The organism is Qipengyuania citrea (assembly GCF_024171405.1).
In the GTDB taxonomy this organism is placed as follows: domain Bacteria; phylum Pseudomonadota; class Alphaproteobacteria; order Sphingomonadales; family Sphingomonadaceae; genus Qipengyuania; species Qipengyuania profunda.
The window spans coordinates 816,017-833,843 of the sequence record NZ_JALJZT010000002.1 but is presented as its reverse complement, the minus strand read 5'-3'; the positions used below and the strand labels follow the sequence as shown (position 1 = coordinate 833,843).

Genomic DNA, 17,827 nt, shown 5'->3' with positions numbered 1-17,827 from the left:
GAGTACAATGGCCGGTAACGTCAATCACGAATATCACATCCTCGAACCCGATATCTGGCCGCTGATCGGCTCGCTTTCGGCGCTCACCTTCACCAGCGGCATGGTCCTGTACATGCACGAAATGGGGAGCGCGCATCTCGTGCTCGGCCTCGGCATCGCCGGCCTGATCGCGACGTTCTATGCGTGGTTCTCGAACATCGTGAAGGAAGCCGAGCGCGGCGACCACACGCCGATCGTCCAGCTGCACATGCGCTACGGGATGATCCTGTTCATCGCGTCGGAAGTGATGTTCTTCGTGGGCTGGTTCTGGAGCTGGTTCGATTTTGCGCTGTTCCCAAGCGAACTGTCCGATGTGGTCGGCGGGGTCTTCCCGCCCGCGGCGATCGAGGCGGTCATCGACCCCTTCAGCCTTCCGCTGCTCAACACGCTGATCCTGCTGTGTTCGGGTACCACGGTGACCTGGGCACACCATTCGCTGATCCACGGCGACCGCGACGGGCTCAAGAAGGGGCTGTGGCTGACCATCATCCTCGGGGCGATCTTCACTGCCATCCAGGCGTATGAATATGCCCATGCGCCGTTCGCCTTCGGCGGGAACACCTACAGCTCGGCCTTCTACATGGCGACCGGCTTCCACGGCTTCCACGTGCTCGTGGGCACGATCTTCCTGATCGTCTGCCTGCGCCGCACCTATCTCGGCCACTTCACCCCGCGCCAGCACTTCGGCTTCGAAGCGGCAGCGTGGTACTGGCACTTCGTCGACGTGGTGTGGCTGTTCCTGTTCATCACCGTCTATGTCTGGGGTGGCTGGGGCGCCGCCGTCCACTGATGGCTGCCGACAGGCTCGAACAACGCGAAGGGCAGCCCGGCACCGCCGAGGCTGCCCTTCTCGGTTTATGCCCGCGAGTGGGCGCTGGGACGATGGCGCCTACAAGCGATGCGCGCGAGACAAAGAGTTGGAATCTGTAATGCGTTTTCCGATCGTTCCGACCGTCATAGTCGCTGCCGCGATCGCCACGATGGTCGCGCTGGGCGTCTGGCAGCTTGGCCGGATGAACGAGAAGGAAGCGCTGATCGCGCGCTACGAAACGGCGTTGGGAAATTCGGCCGATGTCGATTGGCCATCGCCAGGCGAGTACGAAGCCAGCCTGTTCCGGCACACCACGGTCGAGTGCAGCGACGTTCGCGCGATAGATAGCGTCGCGGGTCGCTCGCGCTTGAATGCGCCGGGATGGGCACACATCGCCCGCTGCGCGAACGAAGGCGAACGCGCGGTCGATATCGCGATCGGCTGGTCGCGCGAGCCGCAGCCACCCTCGTGGGATGGCGGCGTCGTCGGCGGATTGATCGCTCCCCAGGGCGACACGGTGAAGCTGGTCGCGGACGAGGGGCAGGGCGGTCTCGAAACGCTCGCCCGCCCCGATCCTGCCAATCTGCCCAACAATCACCTTGCCTATGCCGGGCAGTGGTTCTTTTTCGCGCTCACCGCGCTGGTGATCTACGTGCTCGCGCTGAGGGCACGTCTGCGCAAGTAGGGCTGACCTATTTGTAGAGCCCTTGGCGCAGGTTGATGCCGTGCTCTACCCACGCCTTGAGCGCGAGGATCACCCCGGTCCAGCCCTCGCAATTCATATAGGACCCGCGTAGCGCTTCGGCGGTCTCGTGCCAGCCTTCCTCGACGATCTCGACCAGCGTGCGGCCATCGTCCGTCGGCTTGAACAGCATGGTGACGGTGGTGCGATAGTCGCCATCTCGGCCCTTGGCGCCGATCTCGCCGCTCTCGGCTTCGTGCCCGGGCCATTCGAGCACGATCTTCTTGTTGGGGACGACTTCGATCACCTCGACCGGGAAGGCGCCGGGGAAATCATGGAAATCCCACATCACCGTGGCCCCGGTTTCGAGGCGTCCCCTGGCGCCGCCAGTGGTGAAATATTGCGATAGCTGCGCCGGATCCGCGACCGCTTCGAACACTTCCTCGACCGGCTTGGCGATGCGGCCGGAGACACGAAAATTGATTTCCATCGAGCTTCTCCCTTGAGTCGCGGTCCATTATGTTATAAAAAACTAACATGTCAAACGAGAACAGAACTCCCGACGACGATCTCGACCGCGTGTTCAAGGCGCTTGCCAACCGCATTCGCCGTGCGATCTGCGATGAGTTGAAGGTCCGTCCGCTCACCACCGGCCAGCTCGCCAGCTGCTTCTCCGAACTCGATCGCACCACCGTGATGATGCATTTACGGGTGCTGGAGGAGGCGGGGCTGGTGGTGCCCGTGCGCAAGGGGCGCGAGCGCTTCAACCATCTCGATGCCATGCCCATCCAGGTGCTGCACGCCCGCTGGATCGGCCCCCATGCCGAGCGCGCGGCGGAAGGCCTGCTGCAGCTGAAGTCGGCGCTCGAAGACAAAGCGGAAATCACGACTGGCGAATGACCGCTTGCTTGCCCGCCTTCGCATGCCCCGCTAACCGCCCAACCGATGAAATACGTTTCCACCCGCGGCAGCGCTCCGTCGCTCGATTTCGCCGGCGTCACGCTCGCCGGCCTGGCCAGCGATGGCGGGCTCTATGTCCCGGCACAGTGGCCGCAGTTCACGCAGGAAGAAATCGCCGCGATGCGCGGCCTGCCCTATGCCGAACTCGCCGCGCGCGTGATGCAGCCTTTTGTCGGCGATTGTCTGACGCCCGAACGGCTGCGCGAGCTTACTGCAAAGGCCTATGGCCGGTTTGCCCATGCGGCAGTGACCCCGCTAACCCAGCTCGACGAGCGACAATGGCTGCTTGAACTGTTTCACGGCCCCACGCTCGCCTTCAAGGACGTGGCGCTGCAATTGCTCGGCCTCTTGTTCGAGGAATTCCTTGCGCGGGACGGCGGCACGTTGACCATCGTCGGCGCCACCAGCGGCGATACGGGCAGCGCGGCGATCGATGCAGTGGCCGGGCTCGACCGGGTCGAGATATTCATGCTCCACCCCAAGGGGCGCGTCAGCGACGTCCAGCGCCGCCAGATGACCACCGTGCGTGCGCCCAACGTCCATAATATCGCGATCGACGGCAGCTTCGACGATGCGCAGGCGATGGTGAAGCGCATCTTCGCCGACAAGGACGTCACCGACAAGCACCGGATCGGCGCGGTCAATTCGATCAACTGGGCGCGGCTGATGGCGCAGGTGGTCTATTATTTCGCCGCCGCGCTGCAATTGGGCGGGCCCGAGCGCAAGGTGGCGTTCAGCGTCCCGACGGGCAATTTCGGCGATGTCTTCGCGGGCCATGTCGCGGCGCGAATGGGGCTGCCGATCAAGAGACTGCTCGTCGCCACCAACGTCAATGACATCCTCCACCGCGCGCTGAGCGCGGGCGATTATTCAACCGGCACTGTGACCCCGACCGCTGCGCCGAGCATGGATATCCAGGTCAGCTCCAATTTCGAACGGCTGCTGTTCGACGTCGGCGGACGCGACGGGGGAGCCATGGCCGAACAGATGCACGCGTTCGAGAAAGCACGCGCGATGCGTCTGACCAATGCGCAGCGCGAAGGCGCCGCCGCGCTGTTCACCAGCATGCGCGCGGACGAGGATGACATGGCGCGCGCGATGCGCTGGGCGAGCGAGGAATGCACCGAGATCGTCGACCCGCACACCGCGATCGGTCTCCACGCGGCGCGCCACGCCGAACTGGCTGGCGATACTCCCGTGGTGACGCTCGCCACCGCGCATCCGGCGAAGTTCCCCGACGCGGTCGAACGCGCCACCGGCAACCGGCCTGCGCTGCCGACGCGGGTCGGCGACCTGTTCGCACGCGAAGAAGCCTATATCGAATTGCCCGGCACCTATGAGGCGGTCCGCGACCATATCGTCGAGCACGCGGCCTGATGGCCGAACTGGTTCGCGATCCGGTGCTGATGGTGGGCGAGGGCTGGGACGCCTATCGCCTACTCGACAGCGGCCATGGACGCAAATTCGAGCAATACGGCGCCTATCGTTTCATTCGCCCCGAACCGCAGGCAATGTGGTCCCCGCGCCTGTCCGAATGGGATGCGCATGGCGAATTCGTCCCCGGCAGCGATGAAGATGGCGGCGGGCGCTGGCAGTTCGCACAGGACGTCCCGCAGGATGGCTGGACACTGGGCTGGGGCGACGAAGCGCGTTTCACGGCCCAATGCACGCCGTTCCGCCATCTCGGCTTCTTCCCCGACATGGCCCCGGTGTGGGAGTGGATGGGCCGGCAACTCGGCGATGCCCGCGATGCCGAGACGATGAACCTGTTCGGCTACACCGGTGTCGGAACGCAGGCGTTAAGCCGGTTCGGGCGCGTCACGCATGTCGATGCGAGCAAGAAGGCGGTGGCCCAGGCGCGCGAGAATGCCGCCATGGCGGGTCTGGATGATCGCCCGATTCGCTGGCTGGTCGAGGACGCGATGAAATATGCCGCGCGCGAGGTGCGGCGCGAACGGCGCTATGACGGGATCATCCTCGATCCGCCGAAGTTCGGGCGCGGTCCCGATGGCGAGGTGTGGCGGCTCGAGGACGGCCTGCCGGAGCTGGTTTCCGATTGCCGCCAGTTGCTCGATGGCGACAGCCGGTTCCTGTTTCTCACCGTCTACGCCGTACGCATGAGCAGCCTTGCGCTGGCGGGGCTGCTGCAAGAGTTGTTTACCGACCTGCCTGGCACGATAGAACATGGCGACCTCGCGGTGCAGGAACAGGACGATGGCCGGCTCCTTCCAACCGCGATCTTCGCGCGCTGGTCAAATCCGCGCTAGGACGCTGGCCATGGACGATTCGCTGATCCTCGAAGTGGCCGATTTCGAGCACGATGTGCTTACCGGCATCTATTCCGAAGAAACCGGCCGGCCGCAGCCGCTGCGGTTCACGATCCAGGCGCGGATGAAGCCGCTGCATCGCTACGAGCCCGATACCTCGCTCGAGCATTCGAAGAACTACATGGATCTGAAGTTCGCCGCTTCCGAGGCGCTGCCCGAAGGCGTGCATTTCAAGCTGATCGAGGCGGTCGCCGACCACGTCTGCGAAACGCTGTTCCTGCAGGATGCGCGCATCACCGCAGTGACGGTCAAAATCGTCAAGCTGGCGATTGCCGAGGCGGGCGAGAAGATCGGCATCACGCTTCACCGCGAGCGGCGTGAATGAAGCGCATCACGGTCGACGGGCTGCCCGACGACCCGCTGGCTGCGGCGGGAGTCTTCCACCAGCATTGGCTGGCGCATGTCGAGCAAATCCTGCGAACGGGCGAAGATGTGCTTCTGGCGCTGCCTGCCGCCGATCACACGCATCGCGAATGGCGGCTGGCGATTGCAGCCGGGCTCGCCCGAAAGCATACGCCGCGCCGGATCAACATCGTTGCAGGCGAGGGTCCGGCAGTCGACGCGACCGCCGCCTATCTTGCCGGAGCACCGGGGATTACCGGGCAGTATCTGGAGACCTGAGCCGTGAGCGTGCGCATTCTCTTCCTGGGTCCGTTGTCCGACCTCGCCGGTACGCAGGAGCGTGAGGTGGCCGCTCCACTCGATTGGGCAGGATTGCTTGCCGCAGCCGGTCCCGAGATCGCCGCGCAATTGGATGACGCGCGCGTGCATGTGGCATGCGGCGGCAAGGTGCTGGCCGACAAGACCGCGCTCGACGCGCGCGACGGGGATGAAGTCGCGCTGCTTCCCCCGGTGAGCGGTGGCTAGGCTTACGCTCGCAACCCCGCTCGACGTCCGGCTGCTCGACAAGGGGCTGTCGGTCGGCGAAGCGCTGGCGGCGTTCAATGCCGCGCATGAGCAGGCGGGCGGGATCGTTTCCTTCCTCGGCAAGGTCCGGCCCGATGGCGGTGTGAGGGCGCTCGAACTGACGCATTACGAACCGCTGACGCATTCGGGCATGGCGGCGCTGGCGCAATCGGCGCAGGCGCGCTTCGGTCTGGGCGGCGTGCTCGCCTGGCACCGGATCGGGGTGATGCGGCCGGGGGAGGCGATCGTGCTGGTCGCCGCTGCGGCGCGGCATCGACGGGATGCGTTCGAGGCGGCCGATTACCTGATGGACCATCTCAAATCCGCCGCCTGGTTCTGGAAACGCGAGAAGCGCGATGACGGCTGGCACTGGATCACTCCGCGCGAGCGCGATCACGCGGACCTTGCGCGGTGGAATTAATCGCCGGTTCTTGATCCAGATCAAAGACCGCACGCTTGGCTGGCGGCATCACGGCTCCAACAAAGGAGCACGTCATGTCCAAGCATCTGATCCGTGAACTCGTTGCCGAACAGGCCATCATCCGCGACGCACCCAAGGTTGCGCACGAGGCCGACCGCAGTTTCGAACTGCCCAAGGGGTTCTATGTCGGGACCGTCGCGCTCTATCTCGGCTTTCTGGCGATTACTGCGGTCGGCTTCGCGTCGCCGGGATTGATCATCCCGATGGCGATCTTCACGCTGTTCATCGTTGCAGGCTTCGGTCTCCCGGCGCTGTGGACGCGGATCGGGCCGGAGCATAGCGGCCGGAATATGAGCTGGGCGCAATTGTCGAGCCAGGGCATCGCCACGCATACGGGCCGGGTGACGGCGCGTGACGCGATGGCGCAGGTCCTGATCCTCCCGGCGCTGATCTTCTGCTGGGGCATAGTCACGGTAACGATCGCAGCGCTCGTCTGAGCGATCGAATACCGGGGAGAGGCGCGGGGCCGGGTGACCGGCTCCGCGTTGCTTGTGTGCGGGGACTAGCGGACCTGCGCGCGCAGCCGCGCCAGAACATCATCCTCTTCGGCCACCAGCGCGATCACCGTCATGCGTGCCGCGGCGATCGGTGTGGCATCCTCGGCCTGAACCGTGGCGGCGGTGTAGAGGATATCCAGATCGCCCAGCGCAATCGCAGCGATGCTGCGTGCCGAATCGAGATCCGCCAGCGCGACCTGCGCCGCTGCCCAACTGTCGCTGCCGATAGCGCTCCCCGATGCCGCCTGAACCCGGCGTTCGGCGGAGGGAACGGCGCCGGTAAAGTCGGCGTGCGCCTGCCGCGCCTGTTCGACCAGGGCGGAGAGCCGGGCATCGAGCCCGCCGGCCAATTCGACCGGGACTTGCGGTACATCGAGACGCGGGCTGGGGACAGGTTCGAAGGTGCCTTCTGCCCGTTCGACATCGCGCACGGCGAGCGAGGGATAACCATCACCCGAGCCGGCGGCACAGCCCGCCAGCAGGAATACGGTGAGCGGAAGGACGAGATGCTTGCGGTCGATCATCGCCGTCTCCATATCACGCGGGCCGCAGCGCGCCAGCGAGGATGCAAATTTCCTCGCACCGGGCGTTGACTTGCGGCCACCCATCGCTTAACGGCACGCTTCTTTCCGGGGCTGGCTCTGACAGCCTGACGGGTGCGCCGTGCAATCGCAAGATCACGGCACAGCAATTTGAACGAGAGATAACCACCATGTTCGCAGTAGTGCGCACGGGCGGCAAACAATACCGGGTTGCCGCCGGAGACAAGATCGCGGTTGAGAAGCTGGCTGGCGAAGCCGGCGACACCATCACGCTGGGCGATATCCTGCTTGCAGGCGAAGGCGATACGCTTTCGGATGCCGGCAAGGTGACCGTTTCGGCGGAGATCATTGCGCAGGCCAAGAGCGAGAAGGTGATCGTCTTCAAGAAGCGTCGCCGTCACAACTATCGCCGCAAGAACGGTCATCGCCAGCAGATGACGCTGCTGCGCATCACCGATGTCGGCACCGGCTCGGCCAAGAAGGCAGCTCCGAAGAAGGAAGCGGCCAAGCAGGACGACGCTGCAGACCAGCAGGCTGCTCCGAAGAAGGAAGCCGCCGAGAAGAAGGCTCCGGCCAAGAAGGCAGCGCCTGCGAAGGCCGCCGCCAAAAAGACCGCAGACAAGAAGTAAGGAGCACGGACGATGGCACATAAGAAAGCAGGCGGTTCGTCGCGTAACGGTCGCGATTCGGCCGGTCGTCGCCTCGGTGTGAAGAAGTTCGGCAGCGAGAACGTCGTCGCCGGCAACATCATCGTGCGCCAGCGCGGCACGCGCGTCTATCCGGGCGCCAATGTCGGCATGGGCAAGGACCACACCCTGTTCGCGCTTACCGACGGTATTGTGCGATTCCACAAGGGCAAACTCGACCGCAAATTCGTCTCGGTCGAAATGATGGCCGAAGCCGCCGAATAACAGGACGCTCCGATAACGGGATCGTCCAGACAGGACGGTCCCAGCCGGGTCCATGATCCGGCAACCGAAGAGGGAGATGGGGCCGACCCGTCTCCCTCTTGTCGTTTCTCCCTCTTCAATTTCGCGGCGAAACTTTCTTTCGCCATCACGCAATTGTCACGCGTCCGGCCTAGGAGCCCGGAGCGTGGACCACAGGGGAGATAACCGATGTTCCATGTAACCGAGAGGCTGCTGTTGCGGCCTGCCTGGCCCGAAGATGCCGATGCGCTGTTTGGCGGGATCGCCGACGAAGCGATCGTCCGCAATCTTGCGCGCGCGCCGTGGCCCTATCTTCCCGAACATGCGCGTGAATTCGTCACTCTCGAAACCGATCCGCGGATGCCCGCCTTCCTGATGACGCTTCCCGGTAGCAAGGGCTCGCGGGTCATCGGAGCGGTCGGCTTGGGCGAGCATGAAGACGGGGTGGAACTCGGCTACTGGATCGCACGGCCTTTCTGGGGGCGGGGATATGCCACCGAGGCGGCACGCGGCGTGCTCGAGATCGCGCGGTTGCTCGGCCATCGCAAAATCACCGCCGGGCACTTCCTCGACAATCCGGCATCGGGGCGTGTGCTGCGCAAGCTCGGCTTCGTGCCCACGGGGCGGGCGGTGCCGCGGTTCAGCAAGGGACGCGGCGAGGAGGCGTCCTGTGCGCTCTATCGCCTGTGCCTCGACGAATGCGAGAGGGTCGCGCCGATCGCGGCGTGACAAAGAAAAAGGCCCCGCGATCGTTCGCGGGGCCTGCTTGTTTCCAGCCCGTCCCGATTGGCTGCCTGCGCCTATTCGGCGGGCATCAGGGCGTCTTCGAAATCGCCTTCGTACAGCTTGATCAGCGCGCGGTCGTCATGGTCCCACGGGTGGAAGCCCGGCTTGAAATAAGCGAGCCATGCGGGGAAGATGCGGCGTACGATGCCGGGGGTGACGGTGAGGTATTTGAACAGGCCCCACTTCGCCTTCCAGCCGGTGATGCCGTCCTGTTCGAGCAGGGCGAGCGAATCGGTCCAGCGGTTCTTGAAGAAACGCGCAGTGACGGTGAGCATGACGAGGCTGCGGACCTGCCAGCGCTTGCTTGGTTTCCAGTCCCTGGTCGCGTGGTTCCAGGTGTCGAAGGCAACGCCCTTGTGCTCGATTTCCTCCGCCGAATGCCAACGCCACATGTCGCGGACTTCGGGGTCGGCATCCTTGAAGTGCGCCGGATTCGCGAGGAATTCGGCTGCCATCATGGCGGTGTAATGCTCGAGCGCCATGGTCACCGCGAGATTGGCGATGGCCGGGCGATCCTTGGTCAGCGCCAGCAGTTCGGCCACGCGGGCGTCGATCGCCTTGATGTCATAGCCGGCATCTTCGGCGAGCCGGTTGAAGGCGATATGCTCGCGCGTGTGGTTGATTTCCTGCTTCACGAAAGCGCGGATCTCGGCATCGAGCTTGGGCGGTGCGCCTTCGCGATGGGCCTTGACCGCTTCGATGAAGAACGCCTCGCCGCGCGGGAAAGTGGCCGATAGCGCATTGTGCCAGGCGGTGCCGAACGGTTCGCCCGCCCACCAGCGCCGCGGATTGGTGCCGCGGTTGAAGCGCTCGTCGCGCACGGTGATGGTGAGATCGGCCGGGGTCGGCGCGGTTGCACGGTAGTCTGAATCGATCGAAACGGGCGCGTTCATGGGTAGCTCCGCGAGATTTAACTGACATTGATGTAAGTAACGCTTACTTACAGGACTGTCAATAACGGGGTCTAGCTGCTTCCCACGGCCCGATCGATGGGTTAACGCAGGCGGTATATGGCGACACGCAAAAGACTTAGCCCCGAGGAATCGCGCCTCGCCGCGCTCGAGGCAGCCCGCCTGCTGTTGATCGAAACCGGCCCGCAATCGGTCACCCTAAAGGCGGTCGGGGCGCGGATCGGGCGTACTCATGCCAATCTGCTGCATCATTTTGGTTCGGCCGCGGGGCTGCAGAAGGCGCTTGCCGGACATCTGGCGGGGACGGTCTGCAACACGATCATCGATGCGGTCCGCGCCAGCCGCGCCGGGCTGGGCAGCCCGCGCGAAGTGGTCGACCTCGCTTTCGACGCCTTCGACAAGGAAGGCGCGGGCGCGCTGGCCAGCTGGATGATCCTCACCGGCAATGAAGACGCGCTGACGCCGATCGTCGAGACCATCCATCAACTGGTCGACGAAATCGCCCCCGAAGAGGCGGGACATGGCGCTGGCCCGCTGCAAGTGCATGAGGAAACGCTCGCGCTGGTCCTTATGGCGATGGGCGATGCCTTGATCGGGACGGCGTTGTCGCGGTCGCTGGGCCTGCCGGAGACCGCTGCGCGCGACCGCGCCGAGCGTATGCTTACCCGTTCGATTGATCCGACGGTTCCGCAGGGCTAAGCGCACCCCGCATCCAGTCGGGTGCGATTTCAGGATTGATGTCGGCCACCCGCAGGTGGTCCACTGCCAGGCCAAGGTCGGGATATTCCGCCTTGCGGCGTTTCTCCTCCGACTGTTCGAGCGGAACTACGACCAGCCGCCGGTTGACTTTGCTGCGCCAGTTCATCCGCGCGGTGTTTTCCTGCCCGACATAGCACCCCTTGCCAAAGCTGACCCCGTGGAGTTCGACCGCATTGGTTTCAAGCCACAGGATATCGCCCAGCTCCGCGCGGCCTTCGGGAACGCCAAGCGCAAGGCGATGCGCCTGCCACGCCGTGTCTGCCGCTTCATCGCTCTCGCTCGCGGGAGCGAGCCAGCGCTGGCCCAGCGCGCCCAGCCGCGGATCGGCCGCGCCGCCATCGCCCATCTCGCGCTGCCAGTGCACTGCGACTTCGGGATCGACCGCGATCTCGATCTTCCGGCGCAAACGATAGAGCGACAGCCGCTTGGCGAGATCGTCCGCCGCATCGGCCTCGCAATCGAGCAGCAACTCGCCCTGGGCGCCCGGCCAGACGATGAAATCGAACAGCATCTTGCCCTGCGGCGTCAGCAGCCCCGCATAGGCGGGGAGCGTGCCAGCAACGTCATTGGTGACGAGCCCCTGAAGGAAGCCGGCAAGGTCTTCCTCCGGGTCCTCGGTCGTCAGGCGGATTACGGCGCGGTCGAACAGGCGGGTAGCAGTCATGGGTGACAGATAGGCCGCCCGACGCCATAGGCAACCACATGGTCGAATCGTTGACAATCCGCCGCCCCGACGACTGGCATCTACATTTCCGCGATGGTGACACCATGCGCGCCGTGGTCCCGCAGACCGCGCGCCAGTTCGCCCGCGCCATTGTCATGCCCAATCTGGCGCCGCCGGTGACCACCACCGCGCTCGCCGCGGCCTATCGCGACCGGATCCTAGCCGCAGTGCCCGCGGGCCTGGATTTCACTCCGCTGATGACCGCTTACCTGACCGATGAAAGCGATGCGGACGATCTCGCCGCAGGCCATGCCAACGGCGTGCTGACCGCGGCCAAGCTCTATCCCGCCGGTGCCACCACCAATTCCGCGCACGGCGTTACCGACGTCGCCAACATCATGGGCGTGCTCGAACGCATGGCCGATATCGGCATGCCGCTATGCGTCCACGGCGAAGTGACCACGCCCGATATCGACATCTTCGACCGCGAGGCAGTGTTCATCGACCGCGTGCTGCAGCCGCTGGTCGATCGGCTGCCTACGCTGCGCGTGATCTTCGAGCATATCACCACCATGCAGGCGGTCGGCTTCGTGGAAAGCGCGGGTCCCAATGTCGCGGCGACGATCACCCCGCAGCACCTGCAGATCAACCGCAACGACATCCTCGTCGGCGGTATTCGGCCGCATCTCTATTGCCTCCCGGTGGCCAAGCGCGAACAGCACCGGCTGGCGCTGCGCGGCGCGGCGACCAGCGGGTCGGCCAAGTATTTCCTCGGCACCGACAGCGCGCCGCACCACCGGCATACCAAGGAAACCGCCTGCGGCTGCGCGGGTATTTTCAACGCGCCCTTCGCGCTCGAAAGCTATGTCCAGGTGTTCGAGGATGAAGGCGCGCTCGAGCATTTCGAAGCCTTCGCCAGCCTCAACGGTCCCGCCTTCTACGGTCTCGCGCCCAATGAAGAGCGGATCACGCTGGAAAAGGTGCCGGTCGAAGTGCCGGCGGAAGTCGATGGCGGTGAGGCCCGGATCGTGCCGTTCCATGCGGGCGAAACACTCGACTGGCGCCTGCAAGCCTGATCGGCGCTGACCTAGCTGGCGGCCTTGATCCTGCTCTGGCTGCGTGACCGTTTGACCATGTCCCACATGAAGATCACCGCGGCTGCCCAGATGCAGGCGAAACACGCGGCCTGCGCGGGCTTCAGCTCCTCGCCGAACACGGTCAGGCCGAGAATGAAGACAATGCTGGGCGCGAGGAACTGGATGAAGCCGAGCGTCGAATAGGGCAGCTTGCGCGCGGCGATGGCGAACAGCAGCAGCGGGAAGGCGGTCAGCAGGCCGCCCGCCATGATCGACAGGCTCAGCTCGGTCGACACGGCGAAGGACGAGCCCTGCGTCTGCGCGAAATACCATGCCACACCAAGCGAAGGCAGCAGCAACAGCGTCGATTCGATGGTCAGGCCGGGCACGGCGCCCACATCCAGCTGCTTGCGGATAAGGCCGTATGTGCCGAAGCTCAGCGCCAGCGTCAGGCTGATCCATAAGGTCGTCAGCGCGCCGGCTGCGAGCAATGATACGCCGATGGCAGCGAGGCCGACCGCTACCCATTGCGCGCGGGTCAGTTTCTCGCCCAGCAGCAACGTGCCGAGCAGTACATTGACCAGCGGGTTGATGTAATAGCCCAGGCTGGCGGCATAGACCTGCCCGTTCTGGATCGCCCAGACATAGACCACCCAGTTGATCGCGATCAGCGTTGCGCTCGCGGCGAGCCAGGCGACCGTGCGTCGATTGCGAAGCGCGGCGCGCAAATCGGGCCATTGCTTGCGGGCCAGCACGATCAGCAGGCACAGCGGCAGCGTCCAGATGATCCGCCAGCCGACGAATTCGAAGGCCGGGACGCTGCGGACGAGTATCAGATAGAGCGGCAGGAAGCCCCAGATGACATAGGCGCCAAAGGCCGCGGCGAGGCCCGTCCGGTCGTGCTGGGGTGGGGCGCTCGCATCCATTCCCCGCGCGCTAGGCGGGTGCGCTGGCGCCCGCAAGCGGCAATTCGTCGGCGCCCAAACCTCGCTTCGTCGAATTTCGCGAAAGCTGACGGCGGCGTTGCAAACGGTTCAGGTTGGAGTGCCTAAAGCTTAACGGCATCGCAGGGGTGCCCCTCTCGGCTCCCGCTCAGGAAAGGACCTATCATGCTCAAATCGTTTCGGAACGCCTCGATGGCGATCGCCGCAGCGGGTCTGGCATTCGCCGTGCCGGCCAGCGCTGCCCCTGCCACGCACATAGCCCCCGGCGCGCACGCTGCGGTCATCGGGGACATGAGTTTCGAACACAAGCGACAGCGCTCGCACGGCCATGATCGCAACCGCAACAACGATTATCGCGGCGCGCAGTCCCGCCCCTATTACATGGGCTACGACCGCCAATACGGTCAGCCGGTCCGCGCCAATACCCGCGTCTGGCGTGGAAATGACGGGCGCTACTACTGCAAGCGCGACAATGGCACGACCGGGCTGCTGGTCGGAGCCGGGGTCGGCGCGCTGCTCGGCCATGAAGTGGCGGGCAGCGGCGGCGACCGCACGCTGGGCGCCATCCTCGGCGGCGCAGCCGGGGCCTTGCTCGGCCGTTCGATCGACCGCTCAAGCACACGCTGCGGATAATCAGCTTTACCAGTTCCGGCCGTGCCCACCCACGGCCGGATACCACGGTTCCACCGAGCCGTGAGGGCGTCGTCCGATCTCCCACAGAGGAGGCGGGCGGCGCCCTTTAACCTTTGCATGCGCGCATGTCCCGCTATGGTGCAACGGTGTTCGCCGGGCTGGCACAGTTTGGCGGTCCGGTCTTATGCCGTTCGTGTTCCCAAGCTGAAGGTCTACCGATGAAACGTCGCCTGCTCGCCTCCCTTGTTCCCGTCGTCCTGCTCGCAAGCTGCGGCGACAAGACCGAGGACGAGGCGGCAGGCGACGCCATGGACCCGGCCAGCGAACAGGCTCTCAACGACGAGTTGATGACCGATCCGGACCTTGCCGGCCGCAACGAGGCGAATGCCGCGCTGTCGGGAACGGGTAATCCCGCGATCCCCAATATCGACAAATCGCCGCGCGCCATCGAGGCTGCGCGCAGCCGTGCCGCCGAACTGGTCGGTGGGCGCAGCGCGCTGATCGCGGTTCCCGCTGCACGGGCACTGGCTGAAGACGCAAAACCGAGCCAGGCGATGGTCGCTGCAGCCCGCGCCGCGGTTGCCCCCGGGGGCGAGAATTGCGGCGAGAAGGTCGAATACACCTCGGCCTGGGCGGCAAAACTGCCTGCCGCTTTCCCCGTCTATCCGCGTGGCAATACGCAGGAAGCAGCCGGGACCGACGAAGGTGATTGTGCGCTCCGCGTGGTCACCTTCCTCACGCCGGTTGCGCTTGAGGATGTGCTGTCGTTCTATCACACCCGCGCCAAGGCGTCGGGCTACAGCGCCGAGCATGTCGTCAGCGCGGGCGACAACGTGCTGAGCGGGACCAAGGGCAAGTCGGCCTATGTCGTCTACGGTCGGCGGCTGCCGCAGGGCGTGACCGAGATCGACCTCGTCACCACCGACTGAGGAGCGGTCTAGCTTCCCTTGATGCCCACGCCGATACTGGCGCGCGGCTGTTCCATCTCATTGCTGGCAACCGGATAGGCGCAATAGTCCGCGGCATAGAAGGCCGCCGGACGATGGTTGCCCGACAGGCCGACGCCGCCGAAGGGGGCGGACGAGGACGCGCCGTTGGTCGGGCGGTTCCAGTTGACGATGCCGGCGCGGATCTCGTTCCAGAACATTTCGAAATCCTGCGGCTTGCCGCCGATGAGCGAGGCCGAGAGGCCATAGCGCGTGGCATTCGCCTCGTAGATTGCCGCGTCGAAATCGGCCACACGGACGACCTGCAGCAGCGGGCCGAACAGCTCGATGTCGGGCCGTTCATGGATGTCGGTCGCGTCGAGGATCGCGGGCGACAGGAACGGCAGGTTCTCGTCGCGCCGCTTCATATGCATAATCGGCGAACCGCCGCGGCTCATCAGCGCGACGAAGCTTTCCGACAGCAGGTCGGCGGTGCTGTTGTCGATCACGCAGCCCATGAAGGGTTGCGGATCGGCGAAGGGTTCGTCGACGATCAGCTTTTCGGTCAGCGCCTTCACCGCGGGGACGATCTGGTCGAACACCGAATCGACCACGATCAGCCGCCGCGCGGCGGTGCAGCGCTGGCCGGCGGTGGTGAAGGCCGACTGGACGATCGTTGCCGCAGCATCCTCGATCTTGGGCGTGTCGAGCATGACGATGGGGTTGTTGCCGCCCATTTCCAGCGCGACGATCTTGCCCGGGTCGGAGGCGAGCTTGCGGTTGATCGCGATGCCTGCGCGCGCCGAGCCGGTGAACAGGACGCCGTCGACCATCCAGTGTTCGACCAGCGCCTGCCCGACCTCGACCCCGCCGTGGATGCACTGGATCACGCCCTCGGGGAGCTTGGCCTCGTGGAAACAGCGGGTGAGGAATTCGCCCACTGCCGGGGTCTTCTCGCTCGGCTTGAAGATCACGACATTGCCCGCGATCAGCGCGGGGATGATGTGGCCGTTCGGCAGATGGGCGGGGAAGTTGTAGGGGCCCAGCACCGCCATCACGCCATGCGGCTTGTGGCGCAGCGCGGCAGTGCCCTGAAGCGCGCTGTTGAGCTTCTTCTGACCAGTCCGTTCGGCATAGGCGGTGACCGAGATTTCGACCTTGCCGATCACGGCTTCGACTTCGGTCCGCGCTTCCCACAGCGGCTTGCCGGTTTCGCGCGCGATCAGTTCGGCGAAGGGTTCGGCATGCTTGCGCACTTCATTGGCGAAGCGGCGCATGAATTCGATCCGGCGGGCCAGCGGCTCGCGCGCCCAGTCGCGCATTGCCTTGCGCGCGCGCTCGATTGTAGCATCGACATTGCCCGACTTGCCACGCCAGATTTCCTTGCCGGTCGCCGGTTCGGTTGAGACCAGATCGGTTGCCATTACGGTATGATATTCCTGTTTGCGCCTCGAAGTGCGTCTTAAGTGGGGGGTCCGGCGCGCAACGTCAATTCAAGTCGTGGCTGTGTCCCACACATGGCCGGCGGGCAGCGGGGGTGCGCCATGCGCCGCGCCCATGTCGCGCAGGGCGGCAACCTTGTCGCTCAGCGGCTGCCAATCGTCGGCTTCGGCAATGGCCGCCCAGATCGCCTCGACCTCGTCGATCAGCATGGACTGCGGGCCCGCCCCGTCCCAATACGGATGTTCGCTGGCGAGCGGTTCGTAACCTGCAAGCGCATCCGCCAGATCGCCTTCGGCGGCGCGCCCGGCGCGGTGGGTGAAAAAGAATCGGTCGGGCGCCACGCCGGTTTCGCTCAACGCCTTCTCGCTCGCCGCCACCACTGCGGCATCGCCCTCGGGCCCGCGGCTGGCAACGCCCAGCCGCCAGCACCAGCGCCGACCGATCGCTTCCATGTAGAGCGGCCCGAAGCGCTCCATCGCGGCAATCAGCGGCGGCGCATCGGCCAGCAGCCGCAGCGCAATCGCGAACTGGCCGCAATTCCAGTGCAGCGCCTCGGGCTGGCGCCCGAAGGCGTAAAGCCCCTGATGGTCGAAATAGGCGGCGGTGAAGCCCGGATCCCATTGGGGCAGGAAACGCCACGGACCGTAGTCGAAGCTTTCGCCCGAAATGTTCATATTGTCGGTGTTGAGCACGCCGTGGACGAAGCCCGCGACCATCCAGCTGGCTGCCAGATCCGCCATCCGCTCGACCACCAGATGCATCAGCCGCACTGCGGGGTCGTCGCGCCCCGGCGCATCCTCGGGCGGGGGCGGGCCGGGAAACTGTTCGAGGCAGTAATCGACCAACTGCGCCATATGCGCGCGCTCTTCGAGCGCCAGCAGCCGCTGGAACGTGCCGATGCGGATATGGCCGTGGCTCAGCCGGGTCATGACCGCCGAGCGCGTCGGCGAAGGTTCGTCGCCGCGGGTCAGCTCCTCCCCCGTCTCGATCACGCTGAAGGTCTTCGACGTATAGACCCCCAGCGCTTCGAGCATTTCGGTCGCAAGGATTTCGCGCACCGCACCCTTGAGCGTCAGTCGTCCGTCGCCTCTCCGGCTCCACGGCGTCGGGCCCGATCCCTTGGTGCCGAGGTCGAGCAGGCGATCCGCGCCGTCGCGCAGCTGCGCAAACAGGAACCCGCGGCCATCGCCGATCTCGGGATTGTACACGCGGAACTGGTGCCCGTGATAGCGCAGCGCCAGCGGGCGGGGCAGATTGCCGGGCAACGGCTCGAACCGCCCGAAATGCTTGACCCAGTCCGCGTCCGACAATTGCGCCAGGCCGATACCGGCCGCATGGCGATCGTTGCGAAAGCGCAGGATGGTTTCGGGAAAGGCCGCCGGTGCGACCTCATCACCGATCCATTCAGCCATGGTTTCGATCGGCGTATCGGCGCGATAGCTCGCGTCCGCTGCGACATTGCTCGGGACAGGTTGCGGTTCGGCGCGCATACGGCGATAGTGGGCGGCGAA

24 protein-coding genes are annotated in these 17,827 nt (G+C 65.2%); 17 read left to right on the top strand and 7 right to left on the bottom strand.

The window, feature by feature from the left end; all coding sequences use genetic code 11:
* Positions 1-7 precede the first annotated feature (7 nt).
* Both J2S32_RS05045 and J2S32_RS05040 read left to right on the top strand, forming a co-directional pair.
* On the top strand, positions 8-829 hold the full coding sequence (locus J2S32_RS05045; RefSeq protein ID WP_253517325.1) for a cytochrome c oxidase subunit 3: 822 nt from the start codon (positions 8-10) through the stop codon (positions 827-829).
* A 139-nt stretch (positions 830-968) separates the two neighbouring features.
* On the top strand, positions 969-1,535 hold the full coding sequence (locus J2S32_RS05040; protein ID WP_253517322.1) for an SURF1 family cytochrome oxidase biogenesis protein: 567 nt from the start codon (positions 969-971) through the stop codon (positions 1,533-1,535).
* A 7-nt stretch (positions 1,536-1,542) separates the two neighbouring features.
* Here the strand turns inward: J2S32_RS05040 and J2S32_RS05035 are convergent, their stop codons facing one another.
* A complete protein-coding gene (locus tag J2S32_RS05035) occupies positions 1,543-2,022 on the bottom strand; it encodes an SRPBCC family protein (RefSeq protein WP_253517319.1) in 480 nt (159 codons plus the stop codon).
* 47 nt (positions 2,023-2,069) lie between these two features.
* Here J2S32_RS05035 and J2S32_RS05030 point away from each other — a divergent pair, with 47 nt between their 5' ends.
* The 8 genes from J2S32_RS05030 (at position 2,070) to J2S32_RS04995 (ending at position 6,643) form a co-directional block, all read left to right on the top strand.
* Complete coding sequence (locus J2S32_RS05030; RefSeq protein WP_253517316.1) at positions 2,070-2,432, top strand: ArsR/SmtB family transcription factor; 363 nt, start codon at positions 2,070-2,072, stop codon at positions 2,430-2,432.
* Positions 2,433-2,477: 45 nt separating this feature from the next.
* Positions 2,478-3,869, top strand: coding sequence for a threonine synthase (gene thrC / locus J2S32_RS05025; protein ID WP_253517313.1), 1,392 nt, complete (start codon positions 2,478-2,480; stop codon positions 3,867-3,869).
* Positions 3,869-4,759, top strand: a complete 891-nt coding sequence (locus tag J2S32_RS05020) for an RsmD family RNA methyltransferase (protein WP_253517311.1) — start codon at positions 3,869-3,871, stop codon at positions 4,757-4,759. Before thrC ends, J2S32_RS05020 begins: the two co-directional genes overlap by 1 nt.
* 10 nt (positions 4,760-4,769) lie before the next feature.
* Complete coding sequence (locus J2S32_RS05015) at positions 4,770-5,144, top strand: dihydroneopterin aldolase (RefSeq protein WP_253517309.1); 375 nt, start codon at positions 4,770-4,772, stop codon at positions 5,142-5,144.
* The gene (locus J2S32_RS05010) at positions 5,141-5,440 is read left to right on the top strand and encodes a Rossmann fold domain-containing protein (protein WP_253517306.1); all 300 of its coding nucleotides are present in this window, start codon (positions 5,141-5,143) and stop codon (positions 5,438-5,440) included. The genes J2S32_RS05015 and J2S32_RS05010 overlap by 4 nt, the downstream gene beginning before the upstream one ends.
* Positions 5,441-5,449: 9 nt before the next feature.
* Positions 5,450-5,686: a MoaD/ThiS family protein gene (locus J2S32_RS05005; RefSeq protein WP_367398971.1), complete on the top strand. Its 237-nt coding sequence runs from the start codon at positions 5,450-5,452 to the stop codon at positions 5,684-5,686.
* Positions 5,679-6,146, top strand: coding sequence for a molybdenum cofactor biosynthesis protein MoaE (locus J2S32_RS05000; RefSeq protein WP_253517302.1), 468 nt, complete (start codon positions 5,679-5,681; stop codon positions 6,144-6,146). Before J2S32_RS05005 ends, J2S32_RS05000 begins: the two co-directional genes overlap by 8 nt.
* Positions 6,147-6,220: 74 nt before the next feature.
* On the top strand, positions 6,221-6,643 hold the full coding sequence (locus tag J2S32_RS04995; protein WP_253517300.1) for a hypothetical protein: 423 nt from the start codon (positions 6,221-6,223) through the stop codon (positions 6,641-6,643).
* A gap of 65 nt (positions 6,644-6,708) precedes the next feature.
* Here the strand turns inward: J2S32_RS04995 and J2S32_RS04990 are convergent, their stop codons facing one another.
* Positions 6,709-7,239, bottom strand: coding sequence for a hypothetical protein (locus J2S32_RS04990; RefSeq protein ID WP_253517298.1), 531 nt, complete (start codon positions 7,237-7,239; stop codon positions 6,709-6,711).
* Between the two features lie 176 nt (positions 7,240-7,415).
* Here J2S32_RS04990 and rplU point away from each other — a divergent pair, with 176 nt between their 5' ends.
* The 3 genes from rplU to J2S32_RS04975 all read left to right on the top strand — a co-directional run bounded on the left by rplU (position 7,416) and on the right by J2S32_RS04975 (position 8,903).
* The gene (gene rplU / locus J2S32_RS04985) at positions 7,416-7,874 is read left to right on the top strand and encodes a 50S ribosomal protein L21 (RefSeq protein ID WP_253517296.1); all 459 of its coding nucleotides are present in this window, start codon (positions 7,416-7,418) and stop codon (positions 7,872-7,874) included.
* A 12-nt stretch (positions 7,875-7,886) separates the two neighbouring features.
* Positions 7,887-8,156, top strand: a complete 270-nt coding sequence (rpmA, locus tag J2S32_RS04980) for a 50S ribosomal protein L27 (RefSeq protein ID WP_253517293.1) — start codon at positions 7,887-7,889, stop codon at positions 8,154-8,156.
* Positions 8,157-8,363: 207 nt separating this feature from the next.
* Positions 8,364-8,903, top strand: coding sequence for a GNAT family N-acetyltransferase (locus tag J2S32_RS04975; RefSeq protein ID WP_253517290.1), 540 nt, complete (start codon positions 8,364-8,366; stop codon positions 8,901-8,903).
* A 71-nt stretch (positions 8,904-8,974) separates the two neighbouring features.
* Here the strand turns inward: J2S32_RS04975 and J2S32_RS04970 are convergent, their stop codons facing one another.
* Complete coding sequence (locus J2S32_RS04970) at positions 8,975-9,853, bottom strand: metal-dependent hydrolase (protein WP_253517288.1); 879 nt, start codon at positions 9,851-9,853, stop codon at positions 8,975-8,977.
* A gap of 117 nt (positions 9,854-9,970) precedes the next feature.
* On the opposite strand from J2S32_RS04970, the gene J2S32_RS04965 reads away from it, so the two are divergent.
* Positions 9,971-10,570 (top strand): TetR family transcriptional regulator, encoded by a 600-nt coding sequence (locus J2S32_RS04965; RefSeq protein WP_253517285.1) that lies wholly within the window; start codon positions 9,971-9,973, stop codon positions 10,568-10,570.
* Here the strand turns inward: J2S32_RS04965 and ygfZ are convergent.
* Positions 10,533-11,294 (bottom strand): CAF17-like 4Fe-4S cluster assembly/insertion protein YgfZ, encoded by a 762-nt coding sequence (gene ygfZ / locus J2S32_RS04960; RefSeq protein ID WP_253517283.1) that lies wholly within the window; start codon positions 11,292-11,294, stop codon positions 10,533-10,535. The genes J2S32_RS04965 and ygfZ overlap by 38 nt on opposite strands.
* Positions 11,295-11,332: 38 nt before the next feature.
* On the opposite strand from ygfZ, the gene pyrC reads away from it, so the two are divergent.
* Positions 11,333-12,370, top strand: coding sequence for a dihydroorotase (gene pyrC / locus J2S32_RS04955; protein ID WP_253517280.1), 1,038 nt, complete (start codon positions 11,333-11,335; stop codon positions 12,368-12,370).
* A gap of 11 nt (positions 12,371-12,381) precedes the next feature.
* On the opposite strand, the gene rarD is transcribed toward pyrC, so the two are convergent.
* Positions 12,382-13,296: an EamA family transporter RarD gene (gene rarD / locus J2S32_RS04950; protein ID WP_253517276.1), complete on the bottom strand. Its 915-nt coding sequence runs from the start codon at positions 13,294-13,296 to the stop codon at positions 12,382-12,384.
* 183 nt (positions 13,297-13,479) lie between these two features.
* Between rarD and J2S32_RS04945 the strand changes: the two genes are divergently transcribed.
* Together J2S32_RS04945 and J2S32_RS04940 are read left to right on the top strand one after the other, a co-directional pair.
* Positions 13,480-13,947 carry a glycine zipper 2TM domain-containing protein gene (locus tag J2S32_RS04945; RefSeq protein WP_253517274.1) on the top strand — a complete coding sequence of 156 codons (468 nt, stop codon included), beginning with the start codon at positions 13,480-13,482 and terminating at the stop codon, positions 13,945-13,947.
* A 218-nt stretch (positions 13,948-14,165) separates the two neighbouring features.
* Entirely contained in the window at positions 14,166-14,876 is a 711-nt protein-coding gene (locus J2S32_RS04940) for a hypothetical protein (protein ID WP_253517245.1), read from the top strand.
* 8 nt (positions 14,877-14,884) lie between these two features.
* On the opposite strand, the gene astD is transcribed toward J2S32_RS04940, so the two are convergent.
* Positions 14,885-16,366 (bottom strand): succinylglutamate-semialdehyde dehydrogenase, encoded by a 1,482-nt coding sequence (gene astD, locus J2S32_RS04935; RefSeq protein WP_437181930.1) that lies wholly within the window; start codon positions 16,364-16,366, stop codon positions 14,885-14,887.
* The gene (locus tag J2S32_RS04930) at positions 16,367-17,806 is read right to left on the bottom strand and encodes a protein adenylyltransferase SelO family protein (RefSeq protein ID WP_253517241.1); all 1,440 of its coding nucleotides are present in this window, start codon (positions 17,804-17,806) and stop codon (positions 16,367-16,369) included.
* Positions 17,807-17,827: the final 21 nt, after the last annotated feature.